At 65.8% G+C, this 21,721-nt stretch carries 21 protein-coding genes; 9 read left to right on the plus strand and 12 right to left on the minus strand.

Annotated elements, in window-relative coordinates:
* Window positions 1–85 precede the first annotated feature (85 nt).
* Window positions 86–2,089 carry a peptidase U32 family protein gene (locus G4G71_RS16345; protein ID WP_169939104.1) on the plus strand — a complete coding sequence of 668 codons (2,004 nt, stop codon included), beginning with the start codon at window positions 86–88 and terminating at the stop codon, window positions 2,087–2,089.
* 126 nt (window positions 2,090–2,215) lie between these two features.
* Complete coding sequence (locus G4G71_RS16350) at window positions 2,216–2,617, plus strand: hypothetical protein (protein WP_169939105.1); 402 nt, start codon at window positions 2,216–2,218, stop codon at window positions 2,615–2,617.
* 126 nt (window positions 2,618–2,743) lie between these two features.
* Here the strand turns inward: G4G71_RS16350 and G4G71_RS16355 are convergent, their stop codons facing one another.
* Window positions 2,744–3,370, minus strand: coding sequence for an FMN-binding negative transcriptional regulator (locus G4G71_RS16355; RefSeq protein ID WP_169939106.1), 627 nt, complete (start codon window positions 3,368–3,370; stop codon window positions 2,744–2,746).
* A 214-nt stretch (window positions 3,371–3,584) separates the two neighbouring features.
* Here G4G71_RS16355 and G4G71_RS16360 point away from each other — a divergent pair, with 214 nt between their 5' ends.
* From G4G71_RS16360 to G4G71_RS16370, 3 genes are all read left to right on the plus strand, one after another.
* A complete protein-coding gene (locus G4G71_RS16360; protein ID WP_169939107.1) occupies window positions 3,585–4,778 on the plus strand; it encodes a GGDEF domain-containing protein in 1,194 nt (397 codons plus the stop codon).
* Between the two features lie 105 nt (window positions 4,779–4,883).
* Window positions 4,884–6,407 (plus strand): sensor domain-containing diguanylate cyclase, encoded by a 1,524-nt coding sequence (locus G4G71_RS16365; RefSeq protein WP_169942699.1) that lies wholly within the window; start codon window positions 4,884–4,886, stop codon window positions 6,405–6,407.
* Window positions 6,407–7,168, plus strand: coding sequence for an SIR2 family NAD-dependent protein deacylase (locus tag G4G71_RS16370; protein ID WP_169942701.1), 762 nt, complete (start codon window positions 6,407–6,409; stop codon window positions 7,166–7,168). Before G4G71_RS16365 ends, G4G71_RS16370 begins: the two co-directional genes overlap by 1 nt.
* Before the next feature lie 178 nt (window positions 7,169–7,346).
* Here G4G71_RS16370 and G4G71_RS16375 read toward each other — a convergent pair whose 3' ends face one another.
* From G4G71_RS16375 to G4G71_RS16390, 4 genes are read right to left on the minus strand one after another with little or no spacing between them, the layout of a single operon-like run.
* Window positions 7,347–8,450 (minus strand): agmatine deiminase family protein, encoded by a 1,104-nt coding sequence (locus tag G4G71_RS16375; protein WP_169939108.1) that lies wholly within the window; start codon window positions 8,448–8,450, stop codon window positions 7,347–7,349.
* Between the two features lie 10 nt (window positions 8,451–8,460).
* Window positions 8,461–9,558: an extracellular solute-binding protein gene (locus G4G71_RS16380; RefSeq protein WP_169939109.1), complete on the minus strand. Its 1,098-nt coding sequence runs from the start codon at window positions 9,556–9,558 to the stop codon at window positions 8,461–8,463.
* A gap of 2 nt (window positions 9,559–9,560) precedes the next feature.
* Complete coding sequence (gene aguB, locus G4G71_RS16385; RefSeq protein WP_169939110.1) at window positions 9,561–10,463, minus strand: N-carbamoylputrescine amidase; 903 nt, start codon at window positions 10,461–10,463, stop codon at window positions 9,561–9,563.
* Window positions 10,463–11,518 (minus strand): agmatine deiminase family protein, encoded by a 1,056-nt coding sequence (locus G4G71_RS16390; RefSeq protein WP_169939111.1) that lies wholly within the window; start codon window positions 11,516–11,518, stop codon window positions 10,463–10,465. The genes aguB and G4G71_RS16390 overlap by 1 nt, the downstream gene beginning before the upstream one ends.
* A 133-nt stretch (window positions 11,519–11,651) precedes the next feature.
* On the opposite strand from G4G71_RS16390, the gene G4G71_RS16395 reads away from it, so the two are divergent.
* On the plus strand, window positions 11,652–12,515 hold the full coding sequence (locus G4G71_RS16395; RefSeq protein ID WP_169939112.1) for a LysR substrate-binding domain-containing protein: 864 nt from the start codon (window positions 11,652–11,654) through the stop codon (window positions 12,513–12,515).
* A gap of 267 nt (window positions 12,516–12,782) precedes the next feature.
* Here G4G71_RS16395 and G4G71_RS16400 read toward each other — a convergent pair whose 3' ends face one another.
* Window positions 12,783–13,214, minus strand: a complete 432-nt coding sequence (locus G4G71_RS16400; RefSeq protein WP_169939113.1) for a helix-turn-helix domain-containing protein — start codon at window positions 13,212–13,214, stop codon at window positions 12,783–12,785.
* A gap of 108 nt (window positions 13,215–13,322) precedes the next feature.
* Here G4G71_RS16400 and G4G71_RS16405 point away from each other — a divergent pair, with 108 nt between their 5' ends.
* Both G4G71_RS16405 and G4G71_RS16410 read left to right on the plus strand, forming a co-directional pair.
* A complete protein-coding gene (locus G4G71_RS16405) occupies window positions 13,323–13,907 on the plus strand; it encodes a flavodoxin family protein (protein WP_169939114.1) in 585 nt (194 codons plus the stop codon).
* The gene (locus tag G4G71_RS16410; protein WP_169939115.1) at window positions 13,904–14,128 is read left to right on the plus strand and encodes a DUF2798 domain-containing protein; all 225 of its coding nucleotides are present in this window, start codon (window positions 13,904–13,906) and stop codon (window positions 14,126–14,128) included. The genes G4G71_RS16405 and G4G71_RS16410 overlap by 4 nt, the downstream gene beginning before the upstream one ends.
* 172 nt (window positions 14,129–14,300) lie before the next feature.
* On the opposite strand, the gene G4G71_RS16415 is transcribed toward G4G71_RS16410, so the two are convergent.
* Window positions 14,301–14,717 (minus strand): hypothetical protein, encoded by a 417-nt coding sequence (locus G4G71_RS16415; RefSeq protein ID WP_139093031.1) that lies wholly within the window; start codon window positions 14,715–14,717, stop codon window positions 14,301–14,303.
* Window positions 14,718–14,958: 241 nt separating this feature from the next.
* Here G4G71_RS16415 and G4G71_RS16420 point away from each other — a divergent pair, with 241 nt between their 5' ends.
* Window positions 14,959–15,999, plus strand: coding sequence for an alpha/beta fold hydrolase (locus tag G4G71_RS16420; RefSeq protein WP_169939116.1), 1,041 nt, complete (start codon window positions 14,959–14,961; stop codon window positions 15,997–15,999).
* A gap of 63 nt (window positions 16,000–16,062) precedes the next feature.
* Here G4G71_RS16420 and G4G71_RS16425 read toward each other — a convergent pair whose 3' ends face one another.
* The 5 genes from G4G71_RS16425 to G4G71_RS16445 form a co-directional block, all read right to left on the minus strand.
* The gene (locus G4G71_RS16425) at window positions 16,063–17,313 is read right to left on the minus strand and encodes an OprD family porin (protein ID WP_169939117.1); all 1,251 of its coding nucleotides are present in this window, start codon (window positions 17,311–17,313) and stop codon (window positions 16,063–16,065) included.
* A 78-nt stretch (window positions 17,314–17,391) separates the two neighbouring features.
* Window positions 17,392–18,321, minus strand: coding sequence for an electron transfer flavoprotein subunit alpha/FixB family protein (locus tag G4G71_RS16430; protein WP_169939118.1), 930 nt, complete (start codon window positions 18,319–18,321; stop codon window positions 17,392–17,394).
* Window positions 18,321–19,070 (minus strand): electron transfer flavoprotein subunit beta/FixA family protein, encoded by a 750-nt coding sequence (locus G4G71_RS16435; protein ID WP_026078867.1) that lies wholly within the window; start codon window positions 19,068–19,070, stop codon window positions 18,321–18,323. Before G4G71_RS16435 ends, G4G71_RS16430 begins: the two co-directional genes overlap by 1 nt.
* A gap of 160 nt (window positions 19,071–19,230) precedes the next feature.
* Window positions 19,231–20,469 carry a CaiB/BaiF CoA transferase family protein gene (locus G4G71_RS16440; protein WP_169939119.1) on the minus strand — a complete coding sequence of 413 codons (1,239 nt, stop codon included), beginning with the start codon at window positions 20,467–20,469 and terminating at the stop codon, window positions 19,231–19,233.
* A gap of 20 nt (window positions 20,470–20,489) precedes the next feature.
* Window positions 20,490–21,692, minus strand: coding sequence for a 3-oxoadipyl-CoA thiolase (locus G4G71_RS16445; RefSeq protein ID WP_169939120.1), 1,203 nt, complete (start codon window positions 21,690–21,692; stop codon window positions 20,490–20,492).
* Window positions 21,693–21,721 lie beyond the last annotated feature (29 nt).

Here is a 21,721-nt window from a genome sequence, read left to right on the forward strand (position 1 = left end):
CACGGATGCCGGCGCGGCGTTTGACCGGTACAATGCGCGATTGCCCGTTCCGTACCTGATAAGCACGCCTGATAAAGAAGAAACCATGTCCTTGCCCAAACACCATCTGGAACTGCTCAGCCCTGCCCGCGATGTGCATATCGCCCGCGAGGCCATCCTGCATGGCGCCGACGCCGTCTACATCGGCGGCCCGAGCTTCGGCGCGCGGCACAATGCCTGCAACGAGGTGAGCGATATCGCCCAGCTGGTGGAGTTCGCCCATCGCTACCACGCGCGGGTGTTCACCACGATCAATACCATCCTCCACGACAACGAGCTGGAGCCGGCGCGCGCGCTGATCCACCAGCTCTACGACGCCGGTGTCGACGCGCTGATCGTGCAGGACCTGGGCATCATGGAACTGGACATCCCGCCGATCGAGCTGCACGCCAGCACCCAGACCGACATCCGCACCCTGGGCCGGGCGAAGTTCCTCGACCAGGCCGGCTTCTCCCAGCTGGTATTGGCCCGCGAGCTGAACCTGCAGGAAATCCGCGCCATCGCCGACGAGACCGACGCGGCCATCGAGTTCTTCATCCACGGCGCGCTCTGCGTGGCCTTCTCCGGCCAGTGCAACATTTCCCACGCCCAGACCGGCCGCAGCGCCAACCGTGGCGACTGCTCCCAGGCCTGCCGCCTGCCCTACACCCTGAAGGATGACCAGGGCCGCGTGGTGGCCTTCGAGAAGCACCTGCTGTCGATGAAGGACAACAACCAGAGCGCCAACCTCAGCGCCCTGGTGGACGCCGGCGTGCGCTCCTTCAAGATCGAAGGGCGCTACAAGGACATGGGCTACGTGAAGAACATCACTGCCTATTACCGCCAGCGCCTGGACGGCATCCTCGCCGAGCGCCCGGACCTGGCACGCGCCTCCAGCGGCCGCACCGATCACTTCTTCGTGCCGGACCCGGACAAGACCTTCCACCGCGGCAGCACCGACTACTTCGTCAGCGACCGCAAGATCGACATCGGCGCCTTCGACTCGCCGACCTTCACCGGCCTGCCGGTGGGCACCGTGGAAAAGGTCGGCAAGCGCGACCTGCTGGTGGTGACCAAGGACCCGCTGTCCAACGGCGACGGCCTCAACGTGCTGGTCAAGCGCGAAGTGGTCGGTTTCCGCGCCAACATTGCCGAGCCGAAGGGCGAGTTCGAGGAAGACGGCGAGAAGCGCTACCGCTACCGCGTCGAGCCCAACGAGATGCCGGAAGGCCTCTACCGCCTGCGCCCGAACCACCCGCTGTCGCGCAACCTCGACCACAACTGGCAGCAGGCGCTGCAGAAGACTTCCGCAGAGCGCCGTGTCGGCCTGTCGTGGGTCGCCAAGCTGCGTGAAGAGCGCCTGGAGCTGACCGCCACCAGCGAGGAAGGCGTCAGTGCCAGCGTCGCCCTGGACGGCCCCTTCGGCGTCGCCAACAAGCCGGAACAGGCGCTGGACCAGTTGCACGACCTGCTCGGCCAGCTGGGCACCACCCAGTACCACGCCGACCAGATCGAGCTGGACGCCCCGCAGGCGTTCTTCATCCCCAATTCCCAGCTCAAGTCGCTGCGCCGCGAGGCCATCGAGGCGCTGACCGAAGCCCGCGTGCAGGCCCACCCACGTGGCGGCCGCAAGGCCGAGACCAACCCGCCGCCGGTGTACCCGGAAGCGCACCTGTCCTTCCTGTTCAACGTCTACAACGAGAAGGCCCGCGCTTTTTACCACCGCCACGGTGTGCAACTGATCGATGCCGCGTACGAAGCCCACGAGGAAACGGGCGAAGTGCCGGTGATGATCACCAAGCACTGCCTGCGCTTCTCCTTCAACCTGTGCCCGAAACAGGCCAAGGGCGTCACCGGCGTACGCACCAAGGTGCAGCCGATGCAACTGATCCACGGCGATGAAGTGCTGACCCTGAAGTTCGACTGCAAGCCGTGCGAGATGCACGTGATCGGCAAGATCAAGGGCCATATCCTCGGCCTGCCGCAGCCGGGCAGCGAGGGCGTGAACACCATCGTCGGGCAGATCAGCCCTGAAGACCTGCTCAAGACCATTCGCAAGCCGGCGCACTGAGCCGCTTTTTGTAGGAGCGAGCTTGCTCGCGAACCCTGGCCCCGCAGCGGGGTTTGTTCGCGAGCAAGCTCGCTCCTACAGTTAACCCCCTGCGCAATTCCCCGATCCCCCGCTATGATCGGGAGCATGCCCACCACTCCCCCACTCCGCCAGCAATGCCCACCCGGTGCCTGCGACTGCGACCGGGAACGGCTGCTGGCTGATCCCGGCGCCGACCTGCGCATTCTCCTGCTGACCCGGCATGAAGAGCAGCGCCTGCTGGAGCGCCTGGAGAACCTCAAGGACCTGGCCGACCTTGAGCGCATGCAGGGCAAGCTCTACGAGCAGCTCGGCATCCGCCTGCACATCGCCCCTGGCTTCAATGAAGTGCGCACCATGCGCGGCATCGAATTCGGCTTCGACGAGCAGCCCGGCCTCTGCCGCAAGACCCGCCAGGCCATCCCCGCTGCGATTCGCCGGGGCCTGGAGAAGAACCCGGAAATCGCCTGGCGCCTGCTGGATTCCCACGATCTGCTGGGCGGCTTCTGACCTGTGCCAACTTTCGGGGTCTTCCTGTAGGAGCGAGCTTGCTCGCGAACGGATTCCCCGGCAGTTCCGCTGCCAAGGCGGTTCGCGAGCAAGCTCGCTCCTACAACCGGCCTGCAATCCTGGTTATCACTTCACGTCCGTCGAGCTGACCATGGCCTCGGCCAGCGCGGTGTTTCCGCGCTGGCCGAGCGCTTCAGCCGCCCCCAGCCGATCCCGGTCTTCCTTGTTCTGGCTGAGCTTGGACTTGCCGACGATCTCGCCGATCTCCACCTCGATGCCGACGATGTTGGCCAGCATGCCGCTGATGAATTCCGGCGTGGAGTCGCTCATCTTCCATGGCTTCGCTTCACCGGCCTCGTGGGTGCGGGTCAGGCGGCCGACCACACCGCGCACGAAACGCTCCTCATCCATGACCTTGAGACGGCCGCGCACATGCACCACCTGATAGTTCCAGGTCGGCACCTGGCGGTGCGCCTCGTGCTTGCTCGGGTACCAGTTGGGCGACACATAGGCGTGCTCGCCACGGAAGATCACCAGCACTTCCTCGCCATCAGCCTCCTGCCACACCGGGTTGTTGCGGGCGACATGGGCGCGCAGCAGCGGCTGCTCGCCGGACAGTTCCATCTCGAACGGCAGATGGTTGGCGTCCAGCAGGCCATCGTGGCCCGTGACCAGGATGCCCAGGGGATAGTCGCGGATGAGCCGGTGCAGCTCGTCCGGGCGGGTTTCCTCGAAATGCGCAGGTACGTACATGCAAGACCTCGACAGCAGGTAACAGCGGACATCATGCCGCCGTATTGGCACCCTATAAAGATCCATTGCGGGCCCTGGCGACAGAACCAATCCCGGATGACCGAAGATTTGGTACACCCTATGCATCGCCCCGCTGGACGGCAATGGTGCCGCACCCTACTCTAGCCCTTGGCCAGCATTCGCCCTGGATGGCAGACACAGGCTCCCACTCTCGATGACCGCACCCGAGTTTCCCGCCGCTCCTCCCCGGCAGTCCCAGGGGAGAATTCCGCCGCGCCTGCAGGATGCCTACAAGGCGTACGTGGTCCAGCATTACCGGCGCTTCCTGCTGGCGATCAACTTCATCGCCATGGCCGCCTACGATTCCTACGTGCTGGCCGACGCGCTGCTGATCCCGGACATGGCCAAGGAGTCCCTGCTGCTGCGCAGCGGCCTGAGCCTGATCGGCCTGCTCAACATCTTCCTGGTGTTCCGCTTCAGCCGCAGCGTGCTGGTGATGGACATGCTGATGCCGTTGCACGACATCGTCTCCACCATCGCCTGGTTCGAGCTGCTCAAGCGCAGCGCCTCGCCGGACGTGCCCTTCTTCCTCTATGCCTCGGTGGTGTTCATCCTGCTGGGCAACCTGGGCGTGCGCTATTCGTTCAAAGGCATAGCGCTGGTCTCGGCGACCATCTCGGCGATCATTCTCTACAACGTCTGGCTGATCCATGACGGCGCGGCCAAGCCGCTGCTGATCTTCACCCTGGTCTACCTGCCCATCGCCCTGTTCAGCCTGTTCATCAGCTGGACCAACATCAAGGGCGTGCGCCAGGCCTTTCTCGCCGACCTCGAGGGACGCCGCCAGCGCGCGGAACTGGCCTCGCTCAACCTGCGCCTGCAGGAGCTGGCCACCACCGACGGCCTCACCGGCGTGGGCAACCGCCGGGCCCTGGACCTGCAGCTCAACGAAAGCTGGCACGGCATGCGCGCCCACGGCCGGCCCTTCGCCCTGCTGATGGCCGACATCGACTACTTCAAACCGTACAACGACCATTACGGGCACCAGGCCGGCGACCGCTGCCTGTGCCAGGTGGCCGAGAACCTGGTCGGCACCCTGCGCGGCGGGCAGGCCAACGTCTATCGTTATGGCGGTGAGGAATTCGCCATCCTGCTGGAGGCGACCAACGCCGAAGACCTGCGCTGCGTCGCCGAACGACTGCGCGAACAGGTGGCGAGCCTGGGCATCGAACACCTGCACCGGCCCGACAGCCTGCGCCAGCTGACCATCAGCCTCGGTGCGGCAATGGCCAACGAGGGCGGCCTGCATGAACCGCGCGAGTTGCTCGCCCGCTGCGACCGCCACCTGTACATCGCCAAGCAGAAAGGTCGCAACCGTGTGCAACTCAGCGGCATGCCAGGCGTCTGACCACCATAGCCAACCCGGCACGTGCTGCCGGCGTCTCCCTGGACTCGCCGGGCGATGCCCGCCCTGCGTGACGACCGCCACAGGGAACGCCCCAACGAGGCCAGTGTGAAACGCGACATCCGCCTTGCCATCCTCCTGCTGTCGATCATCAGCCTGACCGTCGCCATCGCCACGGTCTGGGAGCTGTGGTCGGCCCGCGAGCGCACGCTGGCGGAAACCACCACACACAATCTCAACCTCACCCAGGCGCTGGATACCTACGTCGAAGGCATAGTCACGCAGAGCTCCATGCTGCTGCTCGGTATCGCCGAACGCCTGGAGCACGAAGGCCTCGCCGCTGCGCAGCTGCAACGCCTCAATGAGCTGGTGCAACGGCAGCAGCACCTGCTCGTGCAGCTCAACGGCGTCGGCATCTACGACGCCCAGGGCAACTGGCTGATGACCTCTACCGGCCCCTTCCCGCCCGGCTCCAACAGCGCCGACCGCGCATACTTCATCCACCATCGCGACAACCCTTCGCTGGAGGCCTATATCGACGGGCCGATCCACAGTCGCTCCACCGGCGTCTGGGTGATCACCGTCAGCCGCCGCTACAACGACGCCCAGGGCAACTTTGCCGGGGTGATAGTGGCGGCGCTCGGCGTGCAGGATTTCCTGCGCCTGTTCGGCAAGATCGATATCGGCAAGACCGGCGCCATCGGCGTTGCCACCAGCAGCGGCCAGGTGCTGGTGCGCTACCCCTTCCGCGAGAGCGACATGGGCCGCGTGCTCTCGCGCTCGCCGATCTTCACCCAGTACCTGGAGAACGCCACGGTCGGCAGCGCGACCTTCGCCTCCTCGCTGGACGGCATCGAGCGTATCTACGCCTTCCGCAAGAACGAGCGCTACCCGCTGGTGACCTCGGTCGCCCTGGGCAAGGACGAAGCCCTCGCCGCCTGGCGTGCCGACGCCTTGCGCACGGTCGCCATCGCCTTCGGCCTGCTGATGGTCATCGTGGTGATCGGCAGCCTGCTGATCCTCGCCATCCAGCGCCGCATCGGCACCGAACGCCTGCTGCGCGACGCCCGCGAGGACCTGATCAAGGCCAACCGCCAACTGGAAGTCCTCGCCTCCCGCGACCCCCTCACCGGCCTGGAGAACCGCCGCAGCTTCGACGACCACCTGATCGCCGAGCTGCGCCGCGCGCACCGCGAGCGCACGCCGCTGGGGCTGCTGCTGATCGACGTCGACCACTTCAAGCGCTTCAACGACACCTACGGTCACCCGGCTGGCGACGACTGCCTGCGTCGCATCGGCCGCGTCCTCGCCGACAGCGTGCGCCGCCCCGGCGACCTCGCTGCACGCTACGGCGGCGAGGAGCTGGCGGTGATCCTGCCCAATACGGCAGCGGACGGTGCCCTTGCCGTCGCCGAACAGTTCATGAAGCGCCTGCAGCAGGCCAATCTCACCCACGCAGGCAGTCCGCTGGGCCGCATCACCGCGAGCATCGGCATTGCCACGTTGCCCGGCGGCAGCGACAACTCCGCCGCCACGCTCATCGAGGCCGCCGACCGCGCGCTGTACCGCGCCAAGGCGGCCGGCCGCAATCGCCTGGAAAATGCCCCCACGCTGCCGGGAACCGCACCGTGATATTCGAACCCGCCCTGCTCGACGCCCTGCGCAAAGCCCACCACGTGGTGGTATTCACCGGTGCTGGTGTTTCCGCCGAGAGTGGTGTCCCCACCTTCCGCGACCGCCTCAGCGGGCTGTGGCAGCGTTTCGACGCCGCATCCCTGGCCACTGCCCAGGCCTTCCGTGCCGACCCGCCGCTGGTCTGGGGCTGGTATGAATGGCGGCGCAGCGTCGTCCATCGCGCGCAGCCCAATCCCGCTCACCTGGCCATCGCAGCGCTGGCGGGCAAGGTGCCGAGGCTCACGCTGATCACCCAGAACGTCGACGATCTCCACGAACGCGCCGGCAGCCACGACGTCACCCACCTGCACGGCCAACTGGAGCGCCCGCGCTGTTTCGACTGCCAGCGCGAACCCGACGCAGCGCTGCCGGTACCGGATGAGCCTGAGGCAGGGCGCCGCGTACCGCCGCCGGCCTGCGCCCATTGCGGCGGCCCGCTGCGCCCCGGCGTGGTGTGGTTCGGCGAAGGCCTGCCGATGAATGCCCTCAACCACGCCTTCCAGGCCGCCGAAGACTGCGACCTGCTGATCTCCGTGGGCACCTCCGGCGTGGTCTACCCGGCGGCCGAAGTCCCGCAGATCGCCTGGCGCGCCGGGGCCACTGTCCTGCACATCAACCCCGCACCGGGCCCGCTGCACGGCGAACGCGACTTCGCCCTCGCCTGCGCGGCGGGTCTTGCCTTACCAGCCCTGGTGGATGCTGCTTTCGCCGTGCACTGATCTCACCACACCGTAAGGCCAGCCTGACGACTGGATCGCAGGATCAACTCCAGCGCCGACTTTGTAGGAACGAGGGGGACGCCTAGTTCTTGCTCGCGAACCCGATTGACACCGGTGCTGTCGGGGAACGCTGTTCGCGAGCAAGCTCGCTCCTACGAAGAGCCATCAGCACCGACCGCTAAACCGCCGGCATCTGCAACGTCACGCAATGGATGCCGCCGCCACCGGCGGCAATCGGGTCGATGTTCAACTGCACGATCTCGCGGTCCGGGTACAGCTCGCTGAGCAAGGCATGGCAATGCTCGTCCGCCGCCGCATCACCGAACTTCGGCGCAATCACTCCGCCATTCACCGGCAGGTAGTTGATGTAACCGGCCGCGAAATCCGGGTTGTCGCGGTTGTAGGCGCTGGGCTTGGGCTTCATCGGCGGCGGCAGCGTGTGCAGCTTCAGCGCGCGGCCATCGGCATCCGTGGCGGTCTTGAGGATCTCCAGGTGGCGACGGGTGACAGCGTGGTCATAGGACTGCGGATCGTTGTCCAGGTTGACCACCACCACGCCCGGCTCGACGAAGCGCGCATAGAAGTCCACGTGCGCATCGGTGATGTCCTTGCCGCGAATGCCCGGCAGCCAGATCACCTTGCGCAGCCCCAGCACGCGCTTGAGTTCAGCCTCGACGCGAGGACGCGACCAGCCCGGATTGCGGTTGTCGTTGACCCAGCAGCTTTCGGTGAAGATCGCCGTGCCGTGGCCATCCACTTCAATGCCGCCGCCCTCCCCGCACAGCTCGCTGACGATGGCCTTGGCCTCCAAGTCCTCGGCCAGTGCCGCCGACACTTCACGGTCGCGCTCGGCGTGCTGCTTGCCGCCCCAGCCGTTGAAGTTGAAATCGGCCAGCGCCAGGCCGCCCGGCGTGCCGTCGACGAGGAAGCAACCGCCGTAGTCGCGCACCCAGATGTCATCCACCGGCACCGGCAGGAAGTCGACATTCTGCCCACCACAGGCGCGCTTGGCCTCTGCCTGTTGTTCCGGCCGGCAGAGCACCGTCACCGGCTGGAATTCGGCGATGGCGCGGGCAAGCCGCGCCACCGTGGCGTTGACGTCCGGGGCGAGGTCTTCCCAGACGTCGGCGCTCGCCGCATAGGCGACGAACACCCGCTCCTGCTTGCGGTGCTCGTCAGGCATGGTCCACTTGCCCGAGGCCAGGGCAACGCGCCCCAACCCCAGGCCGAGCCCGGCGGCCAGCGTGATGCCGGTGCCGAGCAGGTTCCTGCGTGTCATCATCCTCGCCTCCTCAGCCGCCGGTGCCGGTCTTGAAGCTGGTCCAGGTGCGCATCCGCGCACGCATGTCGCGCTGGGGGATGTCCTTGCCAGGGAACAACCGCGCGTAGGCCTTCTCATCAAGATAGATGTCCGGGTTGTCGCGCATGCTCGCCTCGACCATCGGCCGTGCCTTGGCGTTGGACGTCGGGTAGCCGGTGGCGTTGCTGATCGACGCCATCACCTCCGGGCGCATCAGGTAGTTGATCAGCGCGTAGGCGTACTCGGGGTGCGGCGCGTCGGCGGGGATGGCCATGGTGTCCATCCACACCGAAGTGCCTTCGCGCGGCACGCGGTACTCGAAGCGCTCGGGCTTCTTCGCCTCGTCGGCGGCGCGTTGCGACTGGATCACGTCGCCGCTGTAGCCCAGCGACAGGCACAGGTCCCCATTCACCAGCTGGGTCACCGGCTGCGACTGGAACTTGCGGATATACGGGCGGATGCCGTTGAGCACCGCCAGCGCGTCCGCCATGTCCTGTGGCTTGCCGCTGCGCGGGTCGCGCCCCATGTAGTTGAGCACCACGGCCAGAACTTCGTCCGGCGAGTCGATCATCGAAATGCCGCAATCGGCGAAGTGCTTGGCCATCTCCGGCTTGAACAGCAGATCGAGACTGTTCACCGGCGCGCCAGGCATGCGCTGATCGATAGCCGCGCGGTTGAAGGTCAGGCCGATGCTGCCCCAGGTATACGGCACCACCGCATGCCGCGAGTACGGGTACTTGGTCTGCAGGGTTTGCAGGCCACCTTCGATGTCGCCCAGGTGTTCGAGCTTGCCGTCGTCCAGCTTCTGCAAGGCGCCGGCGCGCATCAGCCGTTCGGCCACGGTGTCGCCGGGGAAGATCAGGTCATAGCCGCTGTGCCCGGCCATCATCTTGGCCTCCAGCGTCTCGCTGCTGTCCATCACGTCGTAGATGACGCGGATGCCGGTTTCCCTGGTGAAGTTGGCCAGGGTGTCAGGAGCGAAGTAATCCGCCCAGTTGAACAGACGCAGGACCTTCTCCTCCGCCGAGGCCGGTTGCAGGGTGCACGCCAGGGACAACCCCAGCGCGCCGATCAGCAGGTGCTTGTTCATGTTCAGACTCCTTGCCAGCGTGGATGCAGGTGGCGGCCATCGAGGCCGAGCAGAGGGCCGTATATTTCCGGGCGGCGGTCGCGGTAGACGCCCCAGGTCAGGCGCTCCTCGCGGGCCAGGTCGAGGTCAAGCTCGCGGACCAGTACGGCGGCCTCGTTGCGCCCGGCTTCGCCCAGCAGCGCGCCCTTGTGGTCAGTGATGAAGGACGAGCCGTAGAAGCGCATGCGCAGTGCGTCATCGCTGGGTGCGACCTCCTCGCCGATGCGGTTGGCCGCCAGCACCGGTAGCAGGTTGGCGGCGGCGTGGCCGCGCTGGGCGGTCTGCCAGTGGTCGCGGGAGTCCAGCTGCTCGGCACCCGGCTCGGAGCCGATGGCGGTGGGGAACAGCAGCATTTCCGCGCCCTGCAGTGCCAGGCAACGGGCGGTCTCGGGGAACCACTGGTCCCAGCAGATGCCCACGCCGATACGGCCGACGGCGGTGTCCCAGACGCGGAAGCCGGTATCGCCGGGGCTGAAGTACTCCTTCTCCTGGTAGCCGATGGCGTTGGGGATGTGCGTCTTGCGGTACACGCCGAGCAGGCTGCCGTCGGCGTCGGCCACGGCCAGCGAGTTGAAGTAGGCGTTGCCGGCGCGCTCGAACCAGCTGATCGGCAGCACCACGTTCAGCTCCGCCGCCAGGCTGGCGAAGCGCTGCAGCAGCGGGCTGTCGTCGTAGGGCTGGGCCAGCGCGAGGTGGGCGTGGTCCTGCTCGATGCAGAAGTACGGGGTGGCGAACAGCTCGGGCAGGAGGATCAGCCTTGCCCCGGCGGCCGCCGCCGCGCGCACGTGGCGCTCGGCTTCGGCAAGGTTGCGCAGCAGGTCCCAGCTGCAGGAGAACTGCAGCACGGCGACGGTCAGCTTGCTCATCACAGGCCTCCCAGCGGCCACGCCGGCTGCTGCTGGGTAATGCAGTGCACGCCGCCGCCACCGTGGGCCAGGTTGTTGATGCGCACCGGCACCACTTCACGACCGGGGAAGGCGCGGGCCAGCACGGCAGCGGCTTCGTCGTCAGCAGCGATGCCGTAGGCCGGCATGATCACCGCACCGTTGGCCAGGTAGAAGTTGGTGTAGGAAGCACAGAACACTTCCGCTTCCGGGTCCACCGCCGCGCTGGCTTCGAACAGTTCGATCAGCTCGAAGGAGCGGCCCTGGGCGTCAGTGGCCAGCTCCAGCGCACGACGGTTCTCGCGGGCCACTTCGGCATAGGTGCTGGAGGCGTCATGGGTGGCGTCAACCAGCAGCACGCCGGGGCGGGCGAAGGCACACACGCCATCGACGTGGCCATCGGTCATGTCGCCGGTGACGTATTGCGGGTCGCCCGGCAGCCAGATGGTCTTGGTCACGCCCAGCAGACGGGAGAAGATTTCCTCCATCTCGCGCTTGCTCACGCCGGGGTTGCGGTTGGGGTTGAGCAGCACCGACTCGGTGGTGATCAGCGTGCCCTCGCCGTCCACGTGAATCGCCCCGCCCTCGTTGGCCAGTGGCGTGCCGAAGCAGTCCAGGCCGAGGTGGTTGAGGATGCGCCGGCCCAGGCCTTCGTCCAGGGTGTGCTCGGACTTGCCGCCCCAGGCGTTGAAGCGCCAGCTCACACCGGCCGCGCCGTGCTGCGGATGGCAGACGAAGGTCGGCCCGGAATCGCGGCACCAGCTGTCGTCGATGGGCAGCGGCACCAGCTCGACATTCGGCCCGCAGAGTTCAGCGGCGCGGGCCACGGCGGACGGGTCCACCACCAGTTTCACCGGCTCGAAGCGGGCAATGGCGTTGGCAACGCGGGCGAAGTCTTCCTGCACCTGTTCCAGGGTGACGCGCCAGCCGCCCTCCCAGAGCGGACGGTTGTGCGGGAAAGCCATCCAGGTCGCCGCGTGGTTGACCCATTCGGCAGGCATGCGCCAGCCGTTCTGCATGTCGTCGTTGCGATGCATACTCAAACCTTTGGTAAGGAATTTTTATCGGAAGAAAAGGGTTCAGCGGCGCCTGATCACAATGCTAGGCCTGTAAAAACGCGACAACAAACGATAGATTTTGCGTAAATCTGATTAGGCGAACTTATCGATCATGCTCAAGCACTGGCCACCCCTGAACGCCCTGCGCGGGTTCGAAGCCGCCGCCCGCCTGGGCAGTTTCCACAAGGCCGCGGAGGAGCTGCACCTCACCCAATCCGCCATCAGCCAGCAGATCCGCAGCCTGGAAAGCTTCGTCGAACAGCCGCTGTTCTACCGCTCCGGACGCAAGGTGGCGCTGACCGACGCCGGCGCCGACCTGCTCAGCACCACACAATCCATGCTGCAGCAACTGGCCGTGGGCATCCGCCGCCTGGACCAGTACCGCAAGCCCAACCAACTGGTGGTCAACACCACCCCGGCCTTCGCCCGCCACTGGCTGGTGCCGCGACTGGGCGACTTCCACGCGCGTCACCCACAGATCGACCTCTGGCTGCTGACCACCGACGAAACCCCGGACATGTCCACCCAGACCATCGACATCGCCGTGCGCGACGACCTCACCGCCCAGGCAGAATGCCGCTTCCGCGTGCTGCTGGAGGATCGTCTCTACCCGGCCTGCCATCCTTCCGTACTGGCACAGGCGGAGCCGTCGCGTACCACCCTGCACGGTGAACGGGAAATGGACTGGGCGCACTGGCAGGTGCAGGGCGGCGCGGATGTCGGCCAGCGCAGCGAAGGGCTGAACTTTTCCGACCCCGGATTGCTGCTCGACGCGGCGAGCCAGGGCCTGGGCATTGCGCTGGTAAGCCAGTTGCTGGCGGGGGATGCTCGGCAGAATGGCTTGCTGGCCCCACTCAGCGAACAGACCGTGCGCGGACCGAACTGGTCGCTGCTGGTGCATCAGCAGAGCGAAAGGAATGCGCAGGCGCTGGGGTTCTGCGAGTGGCTGGAAGCCGCGCTGGAGCTCCCCCTGTAGGAGCGAGCTTGCTCGCGAACCATGTCGGCCGGTTACATCAATGTTGGGCGGTTCGCGAGCAAGCTCGCTCCTACGGAAAGCCTCTCTCAGAGGGAATTTTCCGTGCCGGCTGACGCCATGTTTTCATCCCGTACCGTACAGTCCCCTCTCCCTCTGGAGCGGGGCGCGCAGCCAGGGTCAGGGTGAGGGCGAGCCCCGCACAGGACTTTCACCTCCGTAGGGCGGATAACCCGTTCCGGGTTAATCGCCCTACGAAAGCGCAACGGGTCAGACCTTCCCCTTACTCAACCGCCCCCGCTCCTTCTTCCCCTCCAGCGCACTCTTCGCCGCCGCCTTCACCAGGCGCTGGAAGGTCGGGCACTCGGCGTGGCTGGGCGCCGGGCAGGCCGCCGCATGGCGCAATCCCCGGCTCATCGCTTGCAGGCGTCTGATCGTGGCATCCAGCTCATCCGCCTTGGCCGCCAGCATCGCCCGGTCGATATGGGTCCCACCGTCCGCTGCAAACATCGAGCGGATATCTTCCAGGCTGAAACCCGCCGACTGCCCCAGGGTGATCAATGCCAGCTGGTCGAGAATCTGCGGGGCGAACTGGCGGCGTGCGCCGGGCTTCGCCAGGGAGACGATCAACCCCTTCTCCTCGTAGAAACGCAGGGTAGATGCTGGCACGCCGGAGCGTTTTGCCACATCGGCGATGTCCATGGATCACCTCTTGACTTCAAGTTCACTTGAACTTGTAGGGTCACGCCAAAGCCCATCCCGGTCAACCCGGGATGTGGCTTTCACCTTGCGTGCACCCACGGAGAAGCCATGAAAACCATTGCCATCGTCTACCACAGCGTCAGCGGCCGCACTGAGCGCATCGCCCAGACCATCGCCAGCGGAGCTAGCCTTGTCTCCCGCTGTGAAGTGCAGCTGCTCAGGGCCCAGGAGCTGATCGAGCGCCCGGATGCCCTTCTCGCCTACCACGGCCTGATCTTTGGCTCCCCCACCTACCTGGGCGGCGTCTCGGCACCGCTGAAAGCCCTGATGGATGCCACCGGCCCGCTCTGGCGTCAGCAGAAGCTACGCGGCCGCCTCGCCGCCGGGTTCACCGTCTCGGCACTGCCGGCGGGCGACAAGCAATCCACGCTGATCTCGCTGTTCACCTTTTGCATGCAGCACGGGATGCTCTGGGCCGGCAACCCGATCCTGCCCGAGCAGCACCTGGGCGTACCGTTCGAGGAGGCCGCCAACCGCCTGGGTTCCTGGTCCGGCCTGATGGCCCAGGCCGACAAGGCCGCCGCGGACTTCTGCCGCGGCGATCTGAAGACCGCACGGCTGTTCGGCCAGCACTTTGCCGAAACCCTCAGCCGCCTTCACCAGCCACAGCTCGAACAGGAGGCCCACGCATGATCCCGCGCCGATACGCTCCGCTGCTGTTCGCGCTGATTCTGTCCGGGGTGATGAGCCTGCTGGTCTCCGGCCTCGCCACCGGGCGCGCCATCGGCCTGGCAGCGGACTTCGCCCATCTCTGGCTCGGCGCCTGGCTCACCAGTTGGGGTATCGCCTTCCCGCTTGTGCTGGTCATCGCCCCGCTGACGCGCCACCTCGTAGAGAAGCTGGTTCGCGCGTAGGAGCGGGCTCCGCCCGCGATGTGCTGTCGACCCCTCCGTGAATGAGCCAGGCGCGCGGATCAACCAATCGCGGACGGAGTCCGCTCCTACGAAACCTAATACCTGGGTAGGAGCGGACTCCGTCCGCGATCGCCATCCGCCCGCAGAGGTCCAGCCAGGAATCCCCGCCGCCTTACTGCCGAATCCCGTCAGTGAACCGGCAGAAGCCGTCACGCACCGCGCCTTCGGTGGTGTACATGCCACCCAGGGTGACGAAGACATAGCTTACCTTGGAGCCGGAGCCCGCCTTTTCCACCACAATGTTCAACGGTGCGTTCCGGCTGCTCAGGATCACGCCCTGGTAAGCGGAGATGGTGCCGCTCTTCTCGTCGGCGGTCTGGATGGTGAAGCCCTCCTTCACCAGGGTCTTCTGCGCCCGGTCGAAGACCTTGGCGTAAGGCATGTCCAACTGCACATTGGAGGTGAAGGTCTTGCCGGCGATGAAGCCGCCTTCGGTGTTGAAGTTGTCTTCGCACTGGTTGCCGGTCTTCTGGTGCGCGCAGCCCTGCAACAGGGCGGCGGCGAGCAGAATCATCGTGATTCGTCGCATCATCGTTCCTTGATCTGGTGGGGCCGCCATCCTTGCGGGTCTACAGCGGCGAAGGGGTTTTATAAGCCGAGGGCCTGCGCCCTGACCAGACTTTTCCTTGCCCGGTGAGAGGTTCGACACGGGAAAAATCGCCAATAACCCCCTCAAGCGCGCACTTTCGTGCCATTCGTCCCGGAATTTTCCCAGCAGAGGATTCATGCTCGCCTACGCTTTGTCCGGCCCACCCCCACAAGGAAAAGACATGTCGGAGCACTTCGATAGCAGCCGCCGCGACCTGATGCGCCTGGCAGCGGTAGCACTCGCCGCCACCCAATTGCCAGCCGTCGCCCTGGCTGCCAGCGAGAAGAGCAAGGCCACCGCGTCGCTGAAGGCCGGTACACACACCACCTTCAAGGCGCTCAAGCAGATCGATGCCGGCCTGCTCAATGTCGGCTATGCCGAAGATGGCCCGGCGGATGGCCCGGTGGTGATCCTGCTGCATGGCTGGCCGTACGACATCTACAGCTTCGTCGACGTAGCGCCGGCGCTGGCCGCACAAGGCTTCCGGGTGATCGTTCCGTGGCTGCGCGGTTATGGCAGCACGCATTTCCTCTCCGACCGGACGATGCGCAATGGCCAACCCGCCGCGGTAGCCAGCGACATCATTGCGCTGATGGACGGGCTGAAGATCGACAAGGCCGTGCTCGCCGGCTTCGACTGGGGCGCGCGCACCGCCGATATCATCGCCGCCCTCTGGCCCGAGCGCTGCAAGGCGCTGGTGGCGGTCAGCGGCTACCTGATCGGCAACCAGGCCGCTGGCCAGCAACCGCTGCCGCCGGAAGCCGAGTTCCTCTGGTGGTACCAGTTCTACTTCGCCACCGAGCGCGGCGCCGCCGGCTACGCGAAGAACACCCGCGACTTCACCCGACTGATCTGGAAGCAGGCCTCACCCAAGTGGGACTTCGATGAAGCCACCTTCGAGCGCAGCGCCAAGGCGTTCGAAAACCCCGACCACGTCGCCATCACCCTCCACAATTACCGCTGGCGGCAGAACCTGGCGGCAGGCGAAGCGCAGTATGACGAGCTGGAACAGAAGCTCGCCAAGGCCCCACCGATCAGCGTGCCGACCATCACCCTGGAAGGCGACGCCAACGGCGCGTTCCATCCGCCACCCAAGGCCTACGCGGCCAAGTTCACCGGCCACTACGAGCATCGCACGCTGACCGGAGGCATCGGCCACAACCTGCCGCAGGAGGCGCCGGAAGCATTCGCCAAGGCCGTCGTCGACGTCAGCAAGTGGTAAGGCCCGGATCGAACGCATGAAAAAGCCCCGCCTGAGCGGGGCTTTTCGGTGCTGCCTGGCGCCTTACCAGATCGGCAAGGTGTAGCTGACGATGAAGCGGGTCTCGTCCATGTCATTGCCGAAGCTGCTGCGGAAGGTGCTGTTGCGCAGCTTGAAGCCGACGTTCTTCAGCGGGCCGCTCTGCACGAGGTAGCTGACGTCGGTGTCGCGCTCCCACTCCTTGCCGTTGCCCTGGCTGTTGAGCAGGTCGATGTTGTCGCCGCGCAGGTAGCGGGTCATCAGGCTCAGGCCGGGCAGCCCGTAGGAGGCGAAGTTGAAGTCGTAGCGCAGTTGCCAGGAGCGTTCGTCCTTGTTGGCGAAGTCGCCGATCTGCACGTAGTTGACCAGGTACGGATCGGTGCCCGACAGGTAGGCGAAGCCGGTGTCGCCGGACATGCGCTGCAGGCCCAGGCCGAACGCCTGGTTGCCCAGCTTGTAGGTGAACATGGCGTTGAGCGCGCGGTTGTCGACGTTGCTCCCGCCATCGTCGGTGGAACGTGCCCAGCGGACGTCGGATTTCAGCGACTGGCCCTCGGCAATCGGCAGCGTGTGCACCAGGCTCACGTAGTGCTGGCGATAGAGGTCTTCGAGGTTGGCGTAGTGGTAGCTGGTGCTCAGCTGGCTGTTCCAGCGGTAGGTGCCGCCGGCGATGTTGAAGCGGTCGCTGGTGAGGTGGCTGCCGGCGACGATATTGCGCTTGTTGCCGCGGGTCATCGACAGGTCTTCGTTGTTGGACGAATCGCGCTGCTTCACCTCGCGCAGCTGGCCGAGTTGCGCGGTGAGTCCGTCAATCTCGTTGATCTCGGCGAGGCCGCCCTGGAAGGTCTGCGGCAGCAGGCGGGTGTCGTTGTACTGCACCACCGGCAGCTTGGGCAGCAAGGTGCCGACCTTCAGCGTACTTTTGGAGGCGCGCAGCTTGGCGGTGAGGCCGAGGTCGCTGTAGTCGTCGGCGGCGCGCTTGTCACTGGCCGAGTACGGCAGCAGACCGGAGCCGGAACGGTCCGGGCTGGAATCCAGTTTCAGGCCCAGCAGGCCGAGGGCATCGACGCCCACGCCGACTGTGCCCTCGGTGTAGCCCGACTCGTAGCGCAGCAGGAAGCCTTGGGCCCACTCCTCGGATTTGGACTGCGCGGCGCCGCTCTGGCGGTAGTCGCGGTTGAAGTAGAAGTTGCGTGCTTCGATGCTGGCCTTGCTGTCGGTGAGGAAATCGGCCTGGGCGAACGGGGGCAGCAGCGCCAGTCCGGAGACCAGCACAGGGAGTCGACGAGTATTCATTGTTCTTGTTTCTTTCTACTGAGGTGTTGGCAAAACGCCGGGCCGCTGTCGACTGGCCCGGCAAGAGGAAGAACTGGATCAGATGGCCTTTTCCAGCTCCGGTACGGCTTCGAACAGGTCGGCGACCAGGCCGTAGTCGGCGACCTGGAAGATCGGCGCCTCTTCGTCCTTGTTGATCGCAACGATCACTTTCGAGTCCTTCATGCCCGCCAGGTGCTGGATGGCGCCGGAGATACCGACGGCCACGTACAGCTGCGGAGCGACGATCTTGCCTGTCTGGCCGACCTGCATGTCGTTCGGCACGAAGCCGGCGTCAACGGCGGCGCGGGAAGCACCGACGGCAGCGCCCAGCTTGTCAGCCAGGGAGTAGAGGATGCTGAAGTTGTCGCCATTGCCCATGCCGCGGCCGCCGGATACGACGATCTTGGCAGCAGTCAGTTCCGGACGGTCGGACTTGGCCAGCTCTTCGCCGACAAAGGCGGACTTGCCGGCATCGGCCGGGCCGGAAACAGCTTCAACAGCGGCGGAGCCACCTTCGGCAGCAACGGCGTCGAAGCCGGTGCCACGCACAGTGATCACTTTCACGGCGGCCGAAGACTGCACGGTAGCGATGGCGTTACCGGCATAGATCGGGCGCTTGAAGGTGTCGGCGCTGACGACTTCGATGATCTCGGAGATCTGGTCGACGTCCAGCAGGGCGGCAACGCGCGGCAGGAAGTTCTTGCCGTTGGTGGTGGCCGGAGCCAGCACGTGGCTGTAACCCTTACCGAGCTCAGCGATCAGCGGAGCAACGTTCTCCGGCAGCTGGTGAGCGTAGGCGGCGTTGTCGGCGACAAGCACCTTGGAAACGCCTGCGATCTTGGCAGCGGCTTCAGCCACGCCACCGACGTTCTGGCCAGCGACCAGGACAGCGATGTCACCACCGATCTTCTGCGCGGCAGCGACAGTGTTCAGAGTGGCAGCGCCCAGTGCGCCGTTGTTGTGCTCAGCGATTACCAGGATAGCCATCAGATTACTTTCGCCTCGTTCTTCAGTTTCTCGACCAGTTCGGCAACGGACTTGACCTTGATGCCAGCGCTGCGGGCAGCCGGAGCTTCGACTTTCACGGTCTTCACGGTGGAAGCGGTGGAAACGCCCAGGGCGTCCGGGGTCACCACGTCCAGCGGCTTCTTCTTCGCTTTCATGATGTTGGGCAGCGACGCGTAGCGCGGCTCGTTCAGGCGCAGGTCGGTGGTGACGATTGCCGGCAGGTTCAGGGCAACGGTCTGCAGGCCGCCGTCGATTTCACGGGTGACGTTGACCTTGTCGCCAGCGACTTCGACCTTGGAGGCGAAGGTGCCTTGCGCATAGCCGGTCAGCGCGGCCAGCATCTGGCCGGTCTGGTTGTTGTCGCTATCGATGGCCTGCTTGCCGAGGATGACCAGCTGCGGCTGCTCTTTGTCGACCAGGGCTTTCAGCGACTTGGCGATGGCCAGGGAGCTCAGTTCTTCGTTGGTTTCAACGAGGATGGCGCGATCAGCACCCAGAGCCAGCGCGGTACGCAGTTGCTCCTGGGCAGCGGTCGGGCCGACGGAGACCGCAACGATCTCGGTGACGACGCCTTTCTCTTTCAGGCGTACGGCCTCTTCCACGGCGATTTCGCAGAAGGGGTTCATGGACATCTTGACGTTGGCGAGATCGACGCCGGAGTTGTCCGCCTTGACGCGGACCTTGACGTTGTAATCGACCACGCGTTTTACCGCGACCAGTACTTTCATCAGTTGTTTCCTTGGCTGACGCCGGTTTGCATCGGCGCTGCGGTTGGTTTGGGTTCGCGAGCAAGCTCGCTCCTACAGGTCCAGGCTTGCGCCGGTGCGTTTTTTGTAGGAGCGAGGGGGACGCTTAGTTCTTGCTCGCGAACCGCTTCGGGTGAAGGCCTCAGGATTCTCCCAACTGCTCGATCACACCCTCGGCCTTCAACTGCGCCAGGCGCGCGTCATCGATCCCCAGGCGGCGCTTGAGCACCTCGTCGGTGTGCTCACCGAGCATGGGCGCCGGGCGCTGGTATTCCACCGGCGTCTCGGACAATTTCAGCGGGCTGCCGACCATGCGGAACGCCGGGTTCTGCGCGTGGGGAATCTCCACCAGCATGTCGCGGGCGACCACCTGCGGCTCATCCAGCGCGCGACCGATATCGTTGATCACACCGACCGGCACCTTCATCGCGTGGATGCGCTTCACCCAGTTGTCGGCGGTGTCGCCCTGGAAGTGCTCGGCCAGCTTGCCGACGATGATGTCGCGGTTGCGCACGCGGTCGGCATTGCGGGTGAAGCGCGGGTCCTTGGGCAATTCCGGCAGGCCGATGGCATCGCACAGCGAAACGAACTGGCTGTCGTTGCCGCAGGCGATGATGAAGTCCATGTCCTTCGCGCTGAACACCTGGTACGGCACGATGTTGACGTGGGCATTGCCCTGGCGGCCCGGCGAGCGTCCGGTGGCGAGGTAGTTCTGGCTCTGGTTGCCGAGCATGGCGACCTGCACGTCGAGCAGCGCCATGTCGCAGTGCTGGCCGCGACCGGTCTTCTCCCGCGCCAGCAGCGCGGCCTGGATGGCGACCACCGAGTAGAGGCCTGTCATCACGTCCGACACGGCTACACCGACTTTCTGCGGGCCGGCGCCGGACACGCCGTCCTTCTCGCCGGTGATGCTCATCAAGCCGCCCATGCCCTGGATGATGAAGTCGTAGCCGGGCTCCTCGGCGCGCGGGCCGGTCTGGCCGAAGCCGGTGATGGAGCAGTAGACCAGGCGCGGATTCACTTTCGACAGGCTCTCGTAGTCCAGCCCGTACTTGGCCAGCGAGCCGGCCTTGTAGTTCTCGATCAGCACATCGCATTCGCAGGCCAGGGCGCGCACCAGCGCCTGCCCTTCTTCGGTGGCCAGGTTCAGCGCCACCGACAGCTTGTTGCGGTTGGTGGACTGGTAGTACGCCGCCTCGGAGCTGTCCGATCCGTCGGCGGCTTTCATGTAAGGCGGGCCCCAGCCACGGGTGTCGTCACCCACGCCGGGACGTTCGATCTTGATCACTTCCGCGCCCAGGTCGGCCAGCACCTGGCCGCACCAGGGGCCGGCCAGCACGCGGCTGAGGTCGAGTACGCGGTATCCGCTCAAAGCACCCATCTTCAACTCCTCACTGGCGCTCAGGCGCGCTCGATAACCATGGCGAGCCCCTGGCCCACGCCGATGCAAAGACTGATCACCGCATAGCGTTGACCTGTGCGCTGCAGTTGTCGCGCCACGCTCAGCGCCAGCCGCGCGCCGGAAGCGCCCAGCGGGTGGCCGACGGCGATGGCACCGCCATTGGGGTTGACCCGCGCATCGTCGAAATCGACACTCAGACCGTGCAGACAACCGAGCACCTGGGAAGCGAAAGCCTCGTTGATCTCGATAATGTCCATATCAGCCAGGGTCAAGTTGGCGCGGGCCAGCGCCTTGTTGATCGCCTCGACCGGGCCGACACCCATGATGCGCGGCTCGACGCCGACCGCCGCCGCCGAAAGAATCCGCGCCAGCGGCTTGAGGCCGTGGCGTTCGCCCGCCTCTGCCGAGCCGATCAGCAATGCGGCGGCGCCGTCGTTGACGCCGGAAGCGTTGCCCGCGGTGACCACCCCGCCTTCGGACAGCGGCTTGAGGCGCGCCAACGCGGACTCATCGGAAGACGGACGCGGATGCTCGTCCTGCTCGACCACATTCGGCGGCGTCTTGCGCCCGGTAGGTACGCTGACCGGGAGGATTTCCCCGGCGAAGAAACCGGCCTGACGGGCGGCTTCAAAGTTGGCCTGGGAACGGGCGGCGAAGCGGTCGGCCTGCTCACGGCTGATGCCGAATTCACGGGCTACGTTGTCGCCAGTCTCCGGCATGCTGTCGTTGCCGAACCCGGCGACGATCTTCGGGTTGGGGAAGCGCGCACCGATAGTGCTGTCGAATACTGTCAGGTCGCGGCTGTACGCCGCCTCGGCCTTGGCCATGACGAAGGGCGCGCGGGACATGCTTTCCACGCCGCCGGCAACAAACAGCTCGCCTTCGCCACAAGTCACGGCGCGCGCCGCATCGATTACCGCAGCCAGGCCGCTGGCGCACAGGCGATTCACCGTCTGGCCCGGCACGGTCACCGGCAGGCCGGCGAGCAGCGCGGCATGGCGCGCAATGTTGCGGCTGTCTTCACCGGCCTGGTTGGTGTTGCCGAGGATCACGTCCTCGATGGCTTCACCCGGCACCTTGGTGCTGACCAGCAGCTCGCGGATCACCTGAGCGATCAGATCGTCCGGGCGCACCGGCGCCAGGGCGCCGCCATGGCGACCGAAGGGCGTGCGCAGTCCGGCGTAGATATAAGCATTGAGCATCGGTATCTCCTTGAAACGGTAGGCGCCGG

Source organism: Pseudomonas multiresinivorans (assembly GCF_012971725.1).
Classification (GTDB): Bacteria; Pseudomonadota; Gammaproteobacteria; order Pseudomonadales; family Pseudomonadaceae; genus Pseudomonas; species Pseudomonas multiresinivorans.

What these genes read in the sequence shown, in the direction of transcription:
- G4G71_RS16345 (WP_169939104.1), top strand. Translation starts at nt 86, where the DNA reads ATGTCCTTGCCCAAACACCATCTGGAACTGCTCAGCCCTGCCCGCGAT.
- G4G71_RS16350 (WP_169939105.1), top strand. Translation starts at nt 2,216, where the DNA reads ATGCCCACCACTCCCCCACTCCGCCAGCAATGCCCACCCGGTGCCTGC.
- G4G71_RS16355 (WP_169939106.1), bottom strand. Translation starts at nt 3,370, where the DNA reads ATGTACGTACCTGCGCATTTCGAGGAAACCCGCCCGGACGAGCTGCAC.
- G4G71_RS16360 (WP_169939107.1), top strand. Translation starts at nt 3,585, where the DNA reads ATGACCGCACCCGAGTTTCCCGCCGCTCCTCCCCGGCAGTCCCAGGGG.
- G4G71_RS16375 (WP_169939108.1), bottom strand. Translation starts at nt 8,450, where the DNA reads ATGATGACACGCAGGAACCTGCTCGGCACCGGCATCACGCTGGCCGCC.
- G4G71_RS16380 (WP_169939109.1), bottom strand. Translation starts at nt 9,558, where the DNA reads ATGAACAAGCACCTGCTGATCGGCGCGCTGGGGTTGTCCCTGGCGTGC.
- aguB (WP_169939110.1), bottom strand. Translation starts at nt 10,463, where the DNA reads ATGAGCAAGCTGACCGTCGCCGTGCTGCAGTTCTCCTGCAGCTGGGAC.
- G4G71_RS16390 (WP_169939111.1), bottom strand. Translation starts at nt 11,518, where the DNA reads ATGCATCGCAACGACGACATGCAGAACGGCTGGCGCATGCCTGCCGAA.
- G4G71_RS16395 (WP_169939112.1), top strand. Translation starts at nt 11,652, where the DNA reads ATGCTCAAGCACTGGCCACCCCTGAACGCCCTGCGCGGGTTCGAAGCC.
- G4G71_RS16400 (WP_169939113.1), bottom strand. Translation starts at nt 13,214, where the DNA reads ATGGACATCGCCGATGTGGCAAAACGCTCCGGCGTGCCAGCATCTACC.
- G4G71_RS16405 (WP_169939114.1), top strand. Translation starts at nt 13,323, where the DNA reads ATGAAAACCATTGCCATCGTCTACCACAGCGTCAGCGGCCGCACTGAG.
- G4G71_RS16410 (WP_169939115.1), top strand. Translation starts at nt 13,904, where the DNA reads ATGATCCCGCGCCGATACGCTCCGCTGCTGTTCGCGCTGATTCTGTCC.
- G4G71_RS16415 (WP_139093031.1), bottom strand. Translation starts at nt 14,717, where the DNA reads ATGCGACGAATCACGATGATTCTGCTCGCCGCCGCCCTGTTGCAGGGC.
- G4G71_RS16420 (WP_169939116.1), top strand. Translation starts at nt 14,959, where the DNA reads ATGTCGGAGCACTTCGATAGCAGCCGCCGCGACCTGATGCGCCTGGCA.
- G4G71_RS16425 (WP_169939117.1), bottom strand. Translation starts at nt 17,313, where the DNA reads ATGAATACTCGTCGACTCCCTGTGCTGGTCTCCGGACTGGCGCTGCTG.
- G4G71_RS16430 (WP_169939118.1), bottom strand. Translation starts at nt 18,321, where the DNA reads ATGGCTATCCTGGTAATCGCTGAGCACAACAACGGCGCACTGGGCGCT.
- G4G71_RS16435 (WP_026078867.1), bottom strand. Translation starts at nt 19,070, where the DNA reads ATGAAAGTACTGGTCGCGGTAAAACGCGTGGTCGATTACAACGTCAAG.
- G4G71_RS16440 (WP_169939119.1), bottom strand. Translation starts at nt 20,469, where the DNA reads ATGGGTGCTTTGAGCGGATACCGCGTACTCGACCTCAGCCGCGTGCTG.
- G4G71_RS16445 (WP_169939120.1), bottom strand. Translation starts at nt 21,692, where the DNA reads ATGCTCAATGCTTATATCTACGCCGGACTGCGCACGCCCTTCGGTCGC.